At 55.3% G+C, this 14,236-nt stretch carries 10 protein-coding genes; 4 read left to right on the forward strand and 6 right to left on the reverse strand.

Features of this window, described 5'->3' with window-relative positions; genetic code table 11:
* Positions 1-2 precede the first annotated feature (2 nt).
* The 4 genes from OGX99_RS14600 (at position 3) to OGX99_RS14615 (ending at position 6,860) form a co-directional block, all read left to right on the forward strand.
* Positions 3-3,269, forward strand: coding sequence for a DUF5107 domain-containing protein (locus OGX99_RS14600; RefSeq protein ID WP_151217671.1), 3,267 nt, complete (start codon positions 3-5; stop codon positions 3,267-3,269).
* A gap of 72 nt (positions 3,270-3,341) precedes the next feature.
* Positions 3,342-4,781 carry a sugar porter family MFS transporter gene (locus OGX99_RS14605; RefSeq protein WP_151217670.1) on the forward strand — a complete coding sequence of 480 codons (1,440 nt, stop codon included), beginning with the start codon at positions 3,342-3,344 and terminating at the stop codon, positions 4,779-4,781.
* Positions 4,781-5,623: an aldose 1-epimerase gene (locus OGX99_RS14610; protein ID WP_187253561.1), complete on the forward strand. Its 843-nt coding sequence runs from the start codon at positions 4,781-4,783 to the stop codon at positions 5,621-5,623. The genes OGX99_RS14605 and OGX99_RS14610 overlap by 1 nt, the downstream gene beginning before the upstream one ends.
* Positions 5,624-5,711: 88 nt before the next feature.
* Positions 5,712-6,860, forward strand: coding sequence for a 3-phenylpropionate MFS transporter (locus tag OGX99_RS14615; protein ID WP_151217668.1), 1,149 nt, complete (start codon positions 5,712-5,714; stop codon positions 6,858-6,860).
* Here OGX99_RS14615 and csiE read toward each other — a convergent pair.
* The 6 genes from csiE to OGX99_RS14645 all read right to left on the reverse strand — a co-directional run bounded on the left by csiE (position 6,855) and on the right by OGX99_RS14645 (position 14,233).
* Entirely contained in the window at positions 6,855-8,132 is a 1,278-nt protein-coding gene (gene csiE, locus OGX99_RS14620) for a stationary phase inducible protein CsiE (RefSeq protein ID WP_151224090.1), read from the reverse strand. The genes OGX99_RS14615 and csiE overlap by 6 nt on opposite strands.
* A 404-nt stretch (positions 8,133-8,536) precedes the next feature.
* Positions 8,537-9,136, reverse strand: coding sequence for a KpsF/GutQ family sugar-phosphate isomerase (locus OGX99_RS14625; RefSeq protein ID WP_151217666.1), 600 nt, complete (start codon positions 9,134-9,136; stop codon positions 8,537-8,539).
* Positions 9,133-10,770, reverse strand: coding sequence for an FGGY-family carbohydrate kinase (locus OGX99_RS14630; protein ID WP_149692231.1), 1,638 nt, complete (start codon positions 10,768-10,770; stop codon positions 9,133-9,135). Before OGX99_RS14630 ends, OGX99_RS14625 begins: the two co-directional genes overlap by 4 nt.
* 17 nt (positions 10,771-10,787) lie before the next feature.
* Complete coding sequence (locus OGX99_RS14635) at positions 10,788-11,741, reverse strand: ABC transporter permease (protein WP_151224088.1); 954 nt, start codon at positions 11,739-11,741, stop codon at positions 10,788-10,790.
* 1 nt (position 11,742) lies between these two features.
* Positions 11,743-12,732 carry an ABC transporter permease gene (locus tag OGX99_RS14640; protein WP_151217664.1) on the reverse strand — a complete coding sequence of 330 codons (990 nt, stop codon included), beginning with the start codon at positions 12,730-12,732 and terminating at the stop codon, positions 11,743-11,745.
* On the reverse strand, positions 12,725-14,233 hold the full coding sequence (locus OGX99_RS14645; RefSeq protein WP_151217663.1) for a sugar ABC transporter ATP-binding protein: 1,509 nt from the start codon (positions 14,231-14,233) through the stop codon (positions 12,725-12,727). Before OGX99_RS14645 ends, OGX99_RS14640 begins: the two co-directional genes overlap by 8 nt.
* Positions 14,234-14,236 lie beyond the last annotated feature (3 nt).

The following is a 14,236-nucleotide window of genomic DNA, read 5'->3' on the forward strand; positions in this document are numbered from 1 at the left end:
GCATGTACGGTTCAGTTAAAGTCTGGCAAGAAACGATCACCCTCCCAACGTGGACGGCGGGTGAAGAAGACGCTAACCCCATGTTTCTGGAGAAAAGGGTTTATCAGGGATCTTCTGGCGCGGTGTATCCGTATGGCGTGATTGATACGCTGACCGGCAAACGTGAAATGCGCGACTACAAGGCGGTGTGGATGGAGAATGACTTCATTCGCGTCATGCTGTTGCCGGAGTTAGGCGGGCGTATTCATAGAGCGTATGACAAAGTACAGCAGCGCGATTTTGTCTACTACAACGAAGTGGTGAAGCCCGCTCTGGTTGGTTTGCTTGGACCGTGGATCTCTGGTGGCATTGAATTTAACTGGCCGCAGCATCATCGCCCAACCACTTTTATGCCGGTCGATTTTACGCAGCAGCAGGGTGAGCATGGCGAATATACTGTATGGATGGGTGAAGTAGAACCTATGCGCGGTTTACAGGTGATGACCGGATTTACGCTGTATCCGGATCGCGCTCTGATCGAGATAACCGGGAAGGTGTTTAATGGTAACGCCACGCCGCGCCATTTTTTATGGTGGGCGAATCCAGCGGTGAAGGGCGGTGACGATCATCAGAGCGTGTTTCCGCCGGATGTGACCGCAGTATTTGACCACGGTAAGCGCGATGTTTCTGCATTTCCCATTGCCACCGGCACATACTACAAAGTGGACTACTCGGCTGGCGTGGATATCTCGCGCTACAAAAACGTTCCTGTACCGACCTCCTACATGGCTGAAAAATCAGATTATGATTTTGTTGGTGCATGGCATCACGGTGAGCGAGGCGGGCTGCTGCATGTGGCCGATCATCACGTTTCGCCAGGGAAAAAACAGTGGACCTGGGGCTATGGCGACTTTGGCGTTGCCTGGGATCGTAACCTTACCGATGACAACGGTCCGTATATTGAACTGATGACCGGGGTCTTTACCGACAACCAGCCGGATTTCACCTGGCTTGCGCCGTATGAAGAGAAAGTCTTCGTACAAAACTTCCTGCCCTACAGCGAACTGGGCATGGTGCAAAACGCCAGCACGCAACTGGCACTGCGCCTGGTACGTGAGAGTAATCAGCTATCTGTGGGGGTTTATGCGATTGCGCCGCTGTGCGACGTGCAGGTTACGCTTTCTGCCGATGGGCGACCGTTCTATGAGCACACGCTGACCCTGGAGCCTGGACAAAGTTGGCTGGCTGATGTGTCTGACAATAACCATGCGCGGGTAACGATGACTGTCACTGGTGCCGATGGTACTTCGCTTTTGCAGTACAAAGAGCACATCGCGCAAGAGTTACCACTACCTTCAGCGGCCGTCGCGCCAGCACGACCAGAAGCGCTGTCTAATACCGATGAACTCTATTTCATTGGTCAGCATCTGGAGCAGTACAACCACGCCAGCCGCTATGCCGAAGATTATTATCGTCGCGCGCTGGAGGTTGACCCGCTGGATTATCGCAATAATGTTGCCCTCGGAACGCTGGCGTTAAACCGCGCGGACTGGGGGTTGGCAGAACATTGTGCGGGCAAAGCGCTGGAGCGAGCGCATAAGCTCAATAAGAATCCACGGGATGGTGAGGCCAGTATGTTGCTGGCCGCCGCACAGGAACGTCAGGGCGATGATGACAGCGCCTGGGATAACTATTTTAAGGCAAGCTGGAGCGGTAACTGTCGGGATGCGGCATTCTGGTCGTTAGCGCGTCTGGCGATGAAGCGTCAGGACTACGCCGGTGCACTGGAAAAGGTCGAGCAGAGCTTACGCTTTAACGGCAGTAACAACCTGGCGATGGGGCTAAAAGCGCTGGTGTTGTCCAGGCTTAATCGTCGTGAACAAGCGCTGGACTATATCCGCCAACAGTTGGTGGATTATCCGCTCAGTTATACCCTGCACTATGCGCGCTGGGCTATCTGCCAGGATGAGGCGACGGCGCAAGCACTGATTTCGATTACCGGGTGTCGCGGGACCAATGCGTGTGAACTAGCGGGCTGGCTGACCTCTTTCGGACAAAAGGATGCTGCCCGTGGTGTGCTGGAACTGCTCGACAGCCAGGAAACGCTGCCGATGCTGTGGCGCGCCTCACTGAGCGACGACCCGCAACCTTTCATTGAGCGAGCCCGCGCGTGCCTGCAAAACCGCGTCCGTTTCCCTAATACGCTGGATGAAGTGCAGATGCTGCAGAGCCTCGAACAGAGCGCATTTGCTCGCTATTTACTCGGTTGTTTCTGGTACAGCAAACGACGTTATGCCGAGGCCGTTGACTGCTGGAAATTTACGCTTGCGCAGGAAGCCGATTTTGCCCCGGTGCATCGTTTACTGGGTATCTACGCCTGGAACAAACTGCACGATGCGCAGCAGGCGAAACAGTATCTGTCGCAGGCTGTGGCGCTGGATCCGCAAAATGCCCGCTTCCTGTTTGAACTCGACTATCTCAATAAGCTGATGGCACAACCGGTTGAACAGCGCCTGCAGCGACTGGAAGCTAGCAAAGAGATTGTCTTCCAGCGTGATGATCTGACGGTGGAACTGCTCAGCCTATGGAATGGATTGGGGCGCTATGACGATGCTGCCGCAGTATTACGCGAGCGGGTGTTCCATCCGTGGGAAGGCGGTGAAGGCAAAGCCACCGGGCAATATCTGCTTAATCAATTGCATCGCGCGCTGGCTGCCGTGCAGTCCGGCGACCCGCAAACGGCTATTATGCAGCTGCAACAGGCGCTGCACTATCCGCAAAACCTCGGCGAGGGACGTTTACCCGGACAAACGGATAATGACATCTGGTATTTGCTGGGGCATTGCGCGCAGCAACAAGGCCATTTTGACGAGTCTCAGCGCTACTTCTCCCGTGCGACGCGTGGCGGTAGCTCGTTGGATGCAGGACGTTACTACAACGACCAGCCAGTGGACTATCTCTTCTGGCAAGGAATGGCGCAGAGAAAACTTGGCGAAGATGCAGAGGCGGATGTTCTGTTCAACAGCTTCCTGCAATGGGTTGAGTTGAATCGCGAGAACGTGCCGGATGTCGATTTCTTTGCTGTATCGCTACCCGATCTGGTGGTGCTGGATACCTCTGCACAAGCAAAACACCAGCAACACTGCCTGTTTATCAATGCGCTTGGGCATCTGGGGTTGGGAAATAGCGCAGCCTGTCAGCGTGATCTTGATGAACTCCTGCAACTTAATCCGGCGCATGACAAGGCATTACTGCTGCGTCACGCCATTAACGTAAGGCTTTTCCAGTAATACCTGAAATGGGTGGGGGCGACCTCACCCGAAACCTTCTGTCCCCTGCGTTTCCCTGAAAGAGGAATCATAATGAATAACGCGCAGACACATTTAAAGATTGGTTACGTCTGGACTATCTGCCTGGTTGCGGCCTGCGGTGGTTTACTGTTTGGCTATGACTGGGTGGTAATCGGCGGGGCAAAACCTTTCTATGAAGCGTATTTCTCGATTACCGATCCGGCGCAATCCGGTTGGGCGATGAGTTCCGCGCTGGTCGGTTGTGTATTTGGTGCACTGATTTCCGGCTGGTGCGCCGATAAGTTTGGTCGAAAGATGCCGCTGATTCTCTCGGCGATCCTGTTTAGCGCTTCCGCATGGGGAACCGCCGTCGCCAGTCATTTCGACATGTTTATTGTCTATCGTATCGTGGGTGGTGTTGGGATTGGTCTGGCGTCTGCGCTAAGCCCGCTGTATATCGCCGAGGTTAGCCCGGCGGAAAAGCGAGGTCGCTTTGTTGCCGTTAACCAGCTCACCATTGTGATTGGCGTACTGGCGGCGCAGCTTATCAACCTGATGATAGCCGAACCTGTCGCCACAGGCGCCACGCAGCAGGCGATTGTGGAAAGCTGGAACGGTCAGACGGGCTGGCGCTGGATGTTTGGTGCGGAATTGGTGCCCGCAGTAATTTTCCTGGTACTAATGTTCTTTGTGCCTGAATCACCGCGTTGGTTGGTGAAAGCAGGCAAAGTCGATCGTGCTCGTGCCATGCTGCAGCGCATTGGTTCGGCGGAATATGCCGGGCAAACGCTGAAAGAGATTGAACATACATTGCAAAAAGATAACCACAAAGTCGCGTGGTCAACGCTGTTACAACCACAAATTAAACCGATCGTGATTATCGGTATGGTGTTGGCGGTGTTCCAGCAGTGGTGTGGGATCAACGTTATTTTCAACTATGCGCAGGAGATCTTCGCCTCCGCCGGATTCGACATCAACGGTACGTTAAAATCGATCGTGGCGACGGGGATCATCAATCTGGTCTTTACTCTTGCCGCCCTGCCGTTAGTGGACAAAATTGGCCGTCGTAAACTGATGTTGTTCGGCGCGTCAGGATTGACGGTTATCTACGTACTCATTGCCGGGGCATACGGGTTGGGCATTATGGGCTGGCCGGTTCTGGTTCTGGTTCTGGCGGCGATCGCGATTTATGCCCTGACGCTGGCCCCGGTGACCTGGGTGCTGCTGTCGGAGATTTTTCCCAATCGCGTACGCGGGCTGGCAATGTCGCTCGGTACACTGGCGCTGTGGATTGCCTGCTTCCTGCTAACCTATACCTTCCCGCTGCTCAATGCGAGTCTTGGCGCGTCGGGAAGCTTCCTGCTGTACGGTGTGATTTGCGCGATGGGCTTCATCTATGTTCTGCGTAATGTACCGGAAACCAAAGGCGTGACGCTGGAAGCGCTGGAGGAGCAACTGGCGGCGCAGCATACAAAAGTTGGCGCATCAGCTCAACCGCGAAACGCCCGCTGATGGATGGTCTGCTGACGCTACAAAACGCACATCTGCGGATGTGCGTCGATCCGCAAGGCGGTTCGCTATTGAGTCTGGTGTCGTTACAACATCAACAGGCCGTTTTACGCGAAGGCCAGGGCCAGCAACCGGGGGATTGCGGCTTGTTTCCGATGCTGCCTGTCGCAAATCGGGTAGCGGGCAATCGTTTTAAGCTACGTGGTGAAGAGGTGGTTTTACCTCAGCATGACGCAGATGATACTTTCTTCCTGCACGGTGACGGCTGGTTGCAACGCTGGCAGATTATTACCGCTACCCAAAGCGGCTGTTTGCTGCAGTTGCGCAGTTGGCATCCCTGTGGCTACGATTATACGGCGCAGCTTTGCTATCAACTGGAAACCTCAAGCCTGCATGCCTCGTTGACGCTTACCCATTGCGGTGAGCAGCCCATGATCTATGGCTGCGGGTTTCATCCATTTTTCGCCTTTGATAAGCACAGTACGGCGCAGTTCACCGCCAGCGGCTACTGGCCGGAGGGGGAACAGCATCTGCCGCTGGAATGGCAAAGTGTCCTTCCGCCAGCAGCGGATTTCATGCGCGCGCAATACGGTGAGGATCGCTGGCTGAACGTCGGTTATTCTGGCTGGAGCGGACGGGCTGTTATTCAGCGGAACGTGATGAAAATCACGATTTTAGCGCAAACTCCGTGGTTGATGCTGTTCAGAATGTCGGGTGAGCCGTTTCTGTGCCTGGAGCCGCAGACGCATCCGGTGAATGCCCACCACATGCAGGGGCAGCCGGGGTTGCAGGTTTTAGCGCAGGGAGAACGCTGCCATTTTACGATGCAAATTTGCGTCGAATAGGGCCAATATCATGTTATCTGCGTGTTAATGCACTCTTGCGCCAGCCAGCGTTTGTCGCCAGACTATCGCCACCAAACGGGAGGGATTCATGGCTTTGCATTCCACGCGCTGGCTGGCGCTCGGTTATTTTACTTACTTCTTTAGCTACGGTATTTTTCTGCCTTTCTGGAGCGTCTGGCTCGAAGGGCTGGGACTGACGCCGGAAACGATTGGTTTACTGTTGGGGACTGGGTTGATTGCCCGTTTTCTCGGCAGTTTACTGATTGCGCCGCGCGTAAGCGATCCCTCTCGTCTGATCTCAGCTTTACGTATTTTGGCCCTGTTGACGCTGGTGTTTGCGCTGGCCTTCTGGGCGGGAACCAACGTGGCGTGGCTGATGGTGGTGATGGTCGGCTTTAACCTGTTTTTCTCGCCGCTGGTGCCGCTGACCGACGCACTGGCCAACACCTGGCAAAAACAGATAACCATGGATTACGGTCGGGTACGGTTGTGGGGATCCGTGGCCTTTGTGATCGGCTCTGCGTTGACCGGTAAGCTGGTGAGCCTGTTTGACTATCGGATTATCCTGGTCCTGCTGTCGCTTGGCATCGCCTCGATGCTGCTGGGCATGATGATTCGCCCGACCGTGCAGCCCGCAGGTGAAACCCGTCAGCAGGAGAGTGCGGGATGGCCCGCCTGGCGCGCGCTGATAACCCAAAGCTGGCGTTTTCTGGCCTGCGTGAGTCTGCTGCAAGGCGCGCATGCGGCTTATTACGGTTTCAGCGCCATTTACTGGCAGTCTGCCGGGTATTCCGCTTCGGCGGTGGGCTATTTATGGTCATTAGGTGTGGTGGCGGAAGTGATTATTTTTGCGCTCAGCCATAAGTTGTTCCGCCGCTTTAGCGCCCGCGATCTGCTGCTGCTTTCCGCCGTTTGCGGCGTGATTCGTTGGGGGCTGATGGGCTGGAGCACAGAGCTCCCGTGGCTGATTGTGGTGCAGATCCTGCACTGTGGCACCTTTACAGTCTGTCACCTGGCGGCAATGCGCTATATCGCGGCGCGACAGGGCAGCGAAGTGATTCGTTTACAGGCGGTCTATTCCGCGGTGGCGATGGGCGGCAGTATCGCCATCATGACCGTCTTCGCCGGTTACCTGTACCAGAACCTGGGCAGCGGCGTATTCTGGGTGATGGCGCTGGTGGCGCTACCGGCTATCGTGCTGCGCCCGAAAGTGGTGGCGCAGCCTGCGACGTTATGATTCGAGGATTTTGCGGATCTGCTGCTGCTGGTGAGACGTCAGCGCCAGATCCGCATGAATCAACGGCGGTGAAAACAGCGGCAGCGGCGTAGTGTATGGTGTGACGATCAGCGTTACACCGCGCGGCGCGCCCTCTTTTTGAAAGTCCTGCATTGGCATATGTTTTACGTTGAGCGGCAGCAGCGTTAGTTCGCGCAGCTGTTGTTCTATATGCATTTCGAGTTGTTCGTTACTACCGGTCAGCAGGATAATCTGCTTCTCGTGCAAATCCTTCTCCTGCATCAGCCACGCACCGAAAATAACCGCCACCAGCCCGATCTCTTCTTCTGAAAACTGCACGTCGTATTCCGCTTCGAAGCCGTGTATCGCCTCGCGGGTGGTACGTACCAGTCGGGGATAAAGTCGGCTGAACTCCTCCGGCAGTGTGTTATCAATGCCAATGGCAAACACGCTACGGTTAAGCGCCTGGGCAAGATGAATATAAAGCTGGTCATTCAGTCCTTGCTCATCGCTGAAGCGGACGTTGCCATACTCGCGAAAACGCAGCACCAGCCGAGCAATAGCAAGACGCAGGCGACGATCCTGCTGGTGATTATCGCGGATAGGGTCGGGGATGCGGATCATTGAGAATAACAACGCCATAAACAACGATTCGCCCAGCGGCGCACTTTGCATGACGTGGCGCTGCCAGTGGCGGCCAATTTCCTCGGCGAGCGGATACTCAGCGCAGGATTGCGCCCACCGTTGCTGGAGCGGATTAAACTCCGGGGTGATCCCTGCGTGATGTTGCAGCAGGCAATACTGTAAATACAAGCGCAGGAACTGAATATCACGGCACTCAAAGGGTTTTTGCAAGCGCCGGGAACAGAGGTTAATAAGCGCATGCAGGTTGGTGTCGTCATACAGCGTCCGCGCAATACCTCGTTGTTTCAGCTCCATTTTTAATGCGGGCGTGAAATGCTGGGCGATAAAAGTCGGGCAAATTCGCAAACCACGGCGCAGCCACTGCAACAGACACAGGCGCTGATTGAGCGGAGTTCCTTCGATCGTATAGCCACCATGTTGCGCGATGGTAATCGCGAGTCGATGATAACGCTGGATTTCGAGTCCTGCGCCAATAATATCTTCCTGGACCGTGGCATCATCAACGCCATTGAGGCTGGTAAAGGTTTGAGCCGTAGCGATTTGGCCGGGCAGGAAAAGCGTCAGCAGTACCTGGCAACGGCGCTGGGGAGCGGAAAGTACAGATGGCGGAGCAAGCGTTGACATCATCTGTAGGATCTCCCGTAAGTATGTTTGATAAGAATAGCTAAAGTTTGCTCATAGATTTGGGGAATGGAATGCTTTCCACCAGGAATGCTGGAGGGCGTCACAGAATTTTTCACGTGGGGATCAGATAGCGGGAGTGGAACGCAGCGCGTTAATCCGCTTTTTCACTGTTTTATCTTTTGTTGAGATATAAAAAATGCCAGAGGGGGTAATGCTGGCGGAGGGTGGTATGAACATGCTCTCGCAGAGAAAGGGTTCCGTTCACCTCAGCAGTGTCATTTCTCTGAAGCGCTGATACCCTTAACACGTTCACAGGGAATATCGTTTCAGAGAAGTGAAAATTTTAGGTGAACGTAGCAATACGACGGAGGCAACAAATTCATTACCTCCGTAACAGCTGTCTGGCGTTACCGCCCACGACTTAGCGTTAATCCCACATCGCCGCCCGGATGGACCGCCAGCAGCGTTTCCTTTGAGTAGCCGCTCTCGCTCATCAGACAGGCACAGGCGGCGTCAAAGATAGCCAGCACCAGTAAAATAGAGGTGGTAGCCAACATGTTCAACGGGTCAGCCTCTCGCTGGACACCGGTGGATATCACCAACCTCGACGCTTTAGCGATGGCCGAATCGGCGTTTTCAGTCACGCTCAGGATTGGCACATTCCTCGCTGTTAGCCCTGGCAGCAGTCGGGTGAGTTCATCCGAATTTCCCCCACGCGACAGCATAATCACCAGGTCGTTAGCGCGTAAGAAGCCCAAATCGCCATGCGCTGCATCCGTCGCGTTGAGATAAATCGCCGGACGTTCCACGCAGGCAAGCATATGCGCGACTTTACGCGCCGCAATACCGGATGTACCGACGCCGGTAACGACGATTTTACCCTGACAACCGCGCAACTCCGCCATCAGCGACTGCCAGAGCGGTTCAGTCAAATGCTGCCCCAGACCCGCAAGGGCATCGCTATAGAGCTGGAATACGCCGCTGGCCTGAGACCATGAATCACTCATGCGTCCTCCTGCATCAACTGGCGGTATTTCATATGGTCCTGATACATCTCGTGGAACACCCGATATTTGCGATCGTAGTACTGCTTGATGCGATTGGTCTGCGGGGTGACCGTTTTACCAATCCGGCTCATTGCCGACATCGCTTCCGGGAAGGTGTCGAATACGCCTGCGGCGATAGTCCCCATCATGGCGCCGCCCAGCAGCATGGCTTCGCTTTCTTCAGGCAGTAGCATGGCGCAGCCAGTGGCGTTGGCATGCTCCTGGACGAAGATCGGGTTTTTCGTTCCGCCGCCGCTGGCCATAATCGTATCGATGGTATAGCCGCTTTGATTCATCGTTTCAATAATATGGCGCGTTCCCAGCGCAATAGCCTGGATGGTCGCGAGGTACTGTAGCGCCATATCTTCCGGCGTGCGCGACAGTTTCAGTCCGGTGATCCCCCCCGTGAGTGTGGGGTTGGCACGCGGCGAGCGGTTGCCGTGGAAATAGGGCAAGATGTGCATGTCGCGGGTCAGAAAGGCGATATCTTCCGGCTCTCCGGCCATTTTACGCAGCAGCGCATTCAGTACTTCATAAATGGTTTGCCCCTGAGACTTCGCCTGGGTCAACAAGGTTTCGTAACAGGGATGCGACTGAATTACGTGGTCGATTAACGCCCCGGTTGCTGACTGTCCACCTTCGTTGAGCCAGTACTCCGGCAGTACTGCTGAGTAGTAAGGCCCCCAGACACCGCCGATAAAACGTGGCTCTTTGGAAATCGCCATGTGCCCGGTGGAGGTGCCGCCAATCAGTGCGACGCGGCGATCGAAATCAGCCACCTCGCCGGAAACACCGCAGGCACCAAGCGTGCCGAGCGTACCGGCGTGGGCATCGATGATCGAGACGCTGACCGCGGTTCCGGGTATCAGCCCCATTTCGCTGGCGGCGCGTGCTGACAGCCCGTGACCAAGCGGTTCGCCCATAGTTTTCACGTAACGGCCAATTTTGGCGGCATCATGTTCCAGCAAGTCTTCCAGCCCAATCTGGCGGAAATAGCTGGCATCCCATTTGTCTTCATGGCCCATGTAGGTCCATTTGCACACTGTTGAACACAATGAGCGCGTGTCATCGCCCGTTGCGCGCCATGTCAGGAAATCGGGCAGGTCAAAGTAATAACCTGCATTGGCCCACGTATTGGGCATATGTTGCTTCAGCCACAGCAGCTTTGGCGTCTGCATTTCCGGCGAAATAATGCCGCCAACGTAGTCCAGCACCCGATGATGCAGGGCGTTGATGCGTTCGGCCTGGGTAATCGCGCGGTGATCCATCCACACAATGATGTTTTGTTCACTGCGCCCGGACGGGCTGATGGTCAGCGGTTTACCTTCTTTATCCAACACCACCAGTGAACAGGTCGCGTCAAAGCCCAGACCTTTCACCTGGATAGGGTTGATATCCGACTGGTTAATCGCATCGCGAACCGCGTTACACACTGCCTGCCAGATGTTATCGGAAGACTGCTCAACAAAATCGGCCTGCGGACGGTAAATTTCGATGGCCCGACTGGCCTGACCGACCATTCTGCCGTTGAGATCAAACACGCCAGCGCGGGCGCTTCCGGTTCCGACATCCACACCAATAAAGTAACTTGCCATAATTTTTTCTCCTGAAATCAGGCTTTACGATTCTGTAATGCGATAAAGAGGATCAGCACCGCGCCCCACAGCGCCATCGTCAGATAGCTGCTAACCCCCAGCAAGTTAAGGCCGCTTTCCAGCATTTGCAGCACAATCAGCGCCAATACCAGGCCGATAATGCGTCCGAAGCCGCCATCCGGATTGATGCCGCCGAGTACGGAGGCAAGGATGGTGACCAGCAGGTAGGACTCACCGTATCCGGCTTTTGCCGAGTTGAATTTCGCCATCATCAGAATGGCGGCGACCCAGCCGAGCAGGGCTGAAATAACGTACACGGAAATTTGTACCCGCACGGTATTCACGCCGCTGTAGCGGGTAGCCTGTTCATTGGAGCCGACGAGATAAAGACTGCGCCCCAGCGTGGTGTGCTCCAGCAGTACCCATAGCAGGATTGCCACCAGGAAAAAGAGCAACAGCGCCACCGGAATACCCGCAATCGTGGCGTTGCCAAGATACTGAATGGCAGTCGGGAAACCCGAAATCACCGTCCCGTTGGAGAGCAGAATATTCAGCCCGGAGATAAGTGTCATCGTGCCGAGGGTGGCGAGAATCGGTGAGACGCCGACCCAGGCAATCAGCGCGCCGTTGAGCGTACCGATAGCCACCGCCACGGCAGCGCCTGCCAGCAGCGCCAGCACCAGAAACAGCGGGTTATCCGGATGGGTGACGATAATCGCTGCCATCACCAGCGAGCAGGCGTTCGCTCCGGCAATAATTGACAGGTTAATGCCGCCGGTCAGCATGGTCATACCCATTCCGAGGGCCAGCATGCCGAGGATCGGTAACTGTGAGCCTATCGACTGGAAGTTAGCGACGCTAAAAAAGCGGCTGCCAAGCAGGGCTGAGAAGACCACGGCAACGACCACAATAATGACGCATTGCAGACGAATGATGGCATCACCGGGTAAAAATCTGGCGATTGTTTTCATCTCAAAGCTCCCTTGCCAGTTTGCGTTTTTCGTTCCAGGCCGTGGCACTAATGCTGACCAGGATAATGGCACCGCTGAACACGGTGTGCCAGTAAGAGGAGACGCTGAGCAGCGTCAGACCATTTTGTAAGAAGGCGAGCAGGACAACGCCGAGCAGGGTTCCGGTCAACGTACCGCGTCCGCCGCTCATGCTGGTTCCGCCGAGTACGACCGCCGCCAGCACCGTCAGCTCAAAACCGAGCAGCGAATTGGGCGCAACTGACTGGGTAATTTGCGCCTGAACCACGGCGGCAATGCCTGCCAGAATACCCATGTAACCATACACGTAGAAATGCAGCTTCAGCAGGTTCAGACCGAGGCGTGACGCTGCGTCGCGATTACCGCCCATGGCGTAAACCTGACGGCCAAGACGGGTATAGTTCATCAGCACAGCGGTAAAGACGATCACCGCCGCCAGGCACAGCAGAGGCAGGGTCAGGCCGTAGTCGTAGCCATCTGCCGCGGTGAACGACAACCAGTTAATGCCGTTCATAAACCAGTCAGGGAAACCGTACAGCCAGGTGCCTTTGGTGGTGTAAACCAGAAGGCCGTAGTAGACGTTAAGCGTGGCGATGGTAATGATGATTGCCGGAACGCGCAGCCAGTAGACCAGGAAGCCATTAATCAGCCCAAGAAGCAGCCCCACCGCAATCGCAATGGTTAACGCCAGTGCGAAGTTGCCGCCGTGGCCGATCACCCAACTGGCCATCGCATACTGGGCAATTGCGGTCATCGCCGGAAATGAGATGTCGATCCCGCCGGAAATCAACACCACAAACAACCCGCAGGCAAGAATGCCGAGAATCGCGTAGCTGGTGGCCACATCTGTCAGATTGCCGAGCGAGAGGAACTCATCGGTGCTGACACTTAGCCCAACCGCCAGCGCCACGACCAGCAGGCCCAGCCAGAATTCATGTTGCCCGATTAAACGGGAGAGATGCATCTTATTCATTGATTACCTCGACCACTTCAGCAATCTCCTCTTCACGGCAGTGATGAGGATTAAATTCCGCCACCAGCCTGCCGCGACGCATCACCAGCACGCGGTGGCTGTTGTAATACGCTTCCGGAATTTCATCGCAAATCATCAGCACCGCCATACCTTGTTCCGCCAGATCGCGGGCGATCTGGTAAATACCCTCTTTGTTGGCGATATCCACGCCAACAGTCGGGGAGTCGAGGATCAGAATGCGCGGATTGGTTGCCACCCATTTGGCAATGGCGATACGCTGGGCATTGCCGCCGGAAAGCGTTTTGACCGGCAGGTGCGGATCGGACACTTTGATATTCAGTTCGCGGATTAAATCGGCGACCAGCTTTTGCGCTTTACGATGATCGAGCAAGCCGCTACCGGTGTGCAGCTGATCAAAGACCGTGACGATGGTGTTGTCGTAGATCGACTGCTCCATGATCAGCCCCTGCGTCAGGCGATCTTCTGAGACGTAGCCGATCCCGTGCTTAATGGCGTCGTGGTTATTACGAAGCGTGACCGGCTGACCGTTAATATGCATCTCGCCGCTTTCCGGGTGCGTCATGCCGAACAGGCTCAAACAAAGCTCGGTACGCCCGGCGCCCAGCAGGCCGACAATGGAAACAATCTCGCCGCCATGCAGCGACAGATTAATGTTTTGGTATTTGCCTCTGCGGCTGAGGTTGCGCAGCTCAAGCAGGGGTTCTCGATCGTCGAATGATTTCTCCGGCAGCGGGCTGTAGTGGAAGCGTTGTCCGGTCATCAGGAAAGCCAGCTCGTGGCTGTCCAGTTCGCTGGCAGGGTACGTGCCCACCAGTTTGCCGTCGCGCATCACGCTGATGCGGTCAGCGACTTCCATTACTTCATCCAGGCGATGGCTGACAAACACCACGCAAATGCCAGCCGCTTTCAGTTCGTTAACCACCTTCAGCAGGCCATTGACCTCCTGACGGGTCAGCGAGGCGGTGGGTTCATCCATAATGACCAGACGTGCATCGGCGGCAATCGCCCGGCAAATGGCGACCAGCTGTCGGTCGGCAATCGAGAGTTTTTCAACTTTTTTGTCGGGATCGATGTTCACACCGATACGCTTCATGGCTGCCAGCGCCTGCTGTTTCATAGCACCACGACGCACCCAGATATCACCGCCCGGCAGATAGCGGTTGACCGCGATATTTTCTGCGACGCTAAAGTTGGGGAACAGCGACAGGTCCTGATAAATAACCTGAATGCCATAATGGGAAGATAGCTGCGGCGTCAGGTGATGGAACAATTTTCCGTCGAGTAAAATCTGCGCGCCTTTTTCCGGGTGATAAACCCCGGAGATCACTTTAATAATGGTGCTTTTACCACAGCCGTTTTGACCCGCCAGACAGTGAACTTCGCCTTTTCTCAGCGTCAGATTCACGTTATCCAGCGCCAGCACGCCCGGGAATTGTTTGCTGATATTCTCAAGAGTGATAAATGCGGTGGTGTCTGTCATGGA

The sequence above is a fragment of the Citrobacter sp. Cu096 genome, from assembly GCF_030332285.1.
Classification (GTDB): Bacteria; Pseudomonadota; Gammaproteobacteria; order Enterobacterales; family Enterobacteriaceae; genus Citrobacter; species Citrobacter meridianamericanus.

What these genes read in the sequence shown, in the direction of transcription:
- OGX99_RS14615 (WP_151217668.1), top strand. Translation starts at nt 5,712, where the DNA reads ATGGCTTTGCATTCCACGCGCTGGCTGGCGCTCGGTTATTTTACTTAC.
- csiE (WP_151224090.1), bottom strand. Translation starts at nt 8,132, where the DNA reads ATGATGTCAACGCTTGCTCCGCCATCTGTACTTTCCGCTCCCCAGCGC.
- OGX99_RS14645 (WP_151217663.1), bottom strand. Translation starts at nt 14,233, where the DNA reads ATGACAGACACCACCGCATTTATCACTCTTGAGAATATCAGCAAACAA.
- OGX99_RS14605 (WP_151217670.1), top strand. Translation starts at nt 3,342, where the DNA reads ATGAATAACGCGCAGACACATTTAAAGATTGGTTACGTCTGGACTATC.
- OGX99_RS14640 (WP_151217664.1), bottom strand. Translation starts at nt 12,732, where the DNA reads ATGAATAAGATGCATCTCTCCCGTTTAATCGGGCAACATGAATTCTGG.
- OGX99_RS14625 (WP_151217666.1), bottom strand. Translation starts at nt 9,136, where the DNA reads ATGAGTGATTCATGGTCTCAGGCCAGCGGCGTATTCCAGCTCTATAGC.
- OGX99_RS14610 (WP_187253561.1), top strand. Translation starts at nt 4,781, where the DNA reads ATGGATGGTCTGCTGACGCTACAAAACGCACATCTGCGGATGTGCGTC.
- OGX99_RS14630 (WP_149692231.1), bottom strand. Translation starts at nt 10,770, where the DNA reads ATGGCAAGTTACTTTATTGGTGTGGATGTCGGAACCGGAAGCGCCCGC.
- OGX99_RS14635 (WP_151224088.1), bottom strand. Translation starts at nt 11,741, where the DNA reads ATGAAAACAATCGCCAGATTTTTACCCGGTGATGCCATCATTCGTCTG.
- OGX99_RS14600 (WP_151217671.1), top strand. Translation starts at nt 3, where the DNA reads ATGTACGGTTCAGTTAAAGTCTGGCAAGAAACGATCACCCTCCCAACG.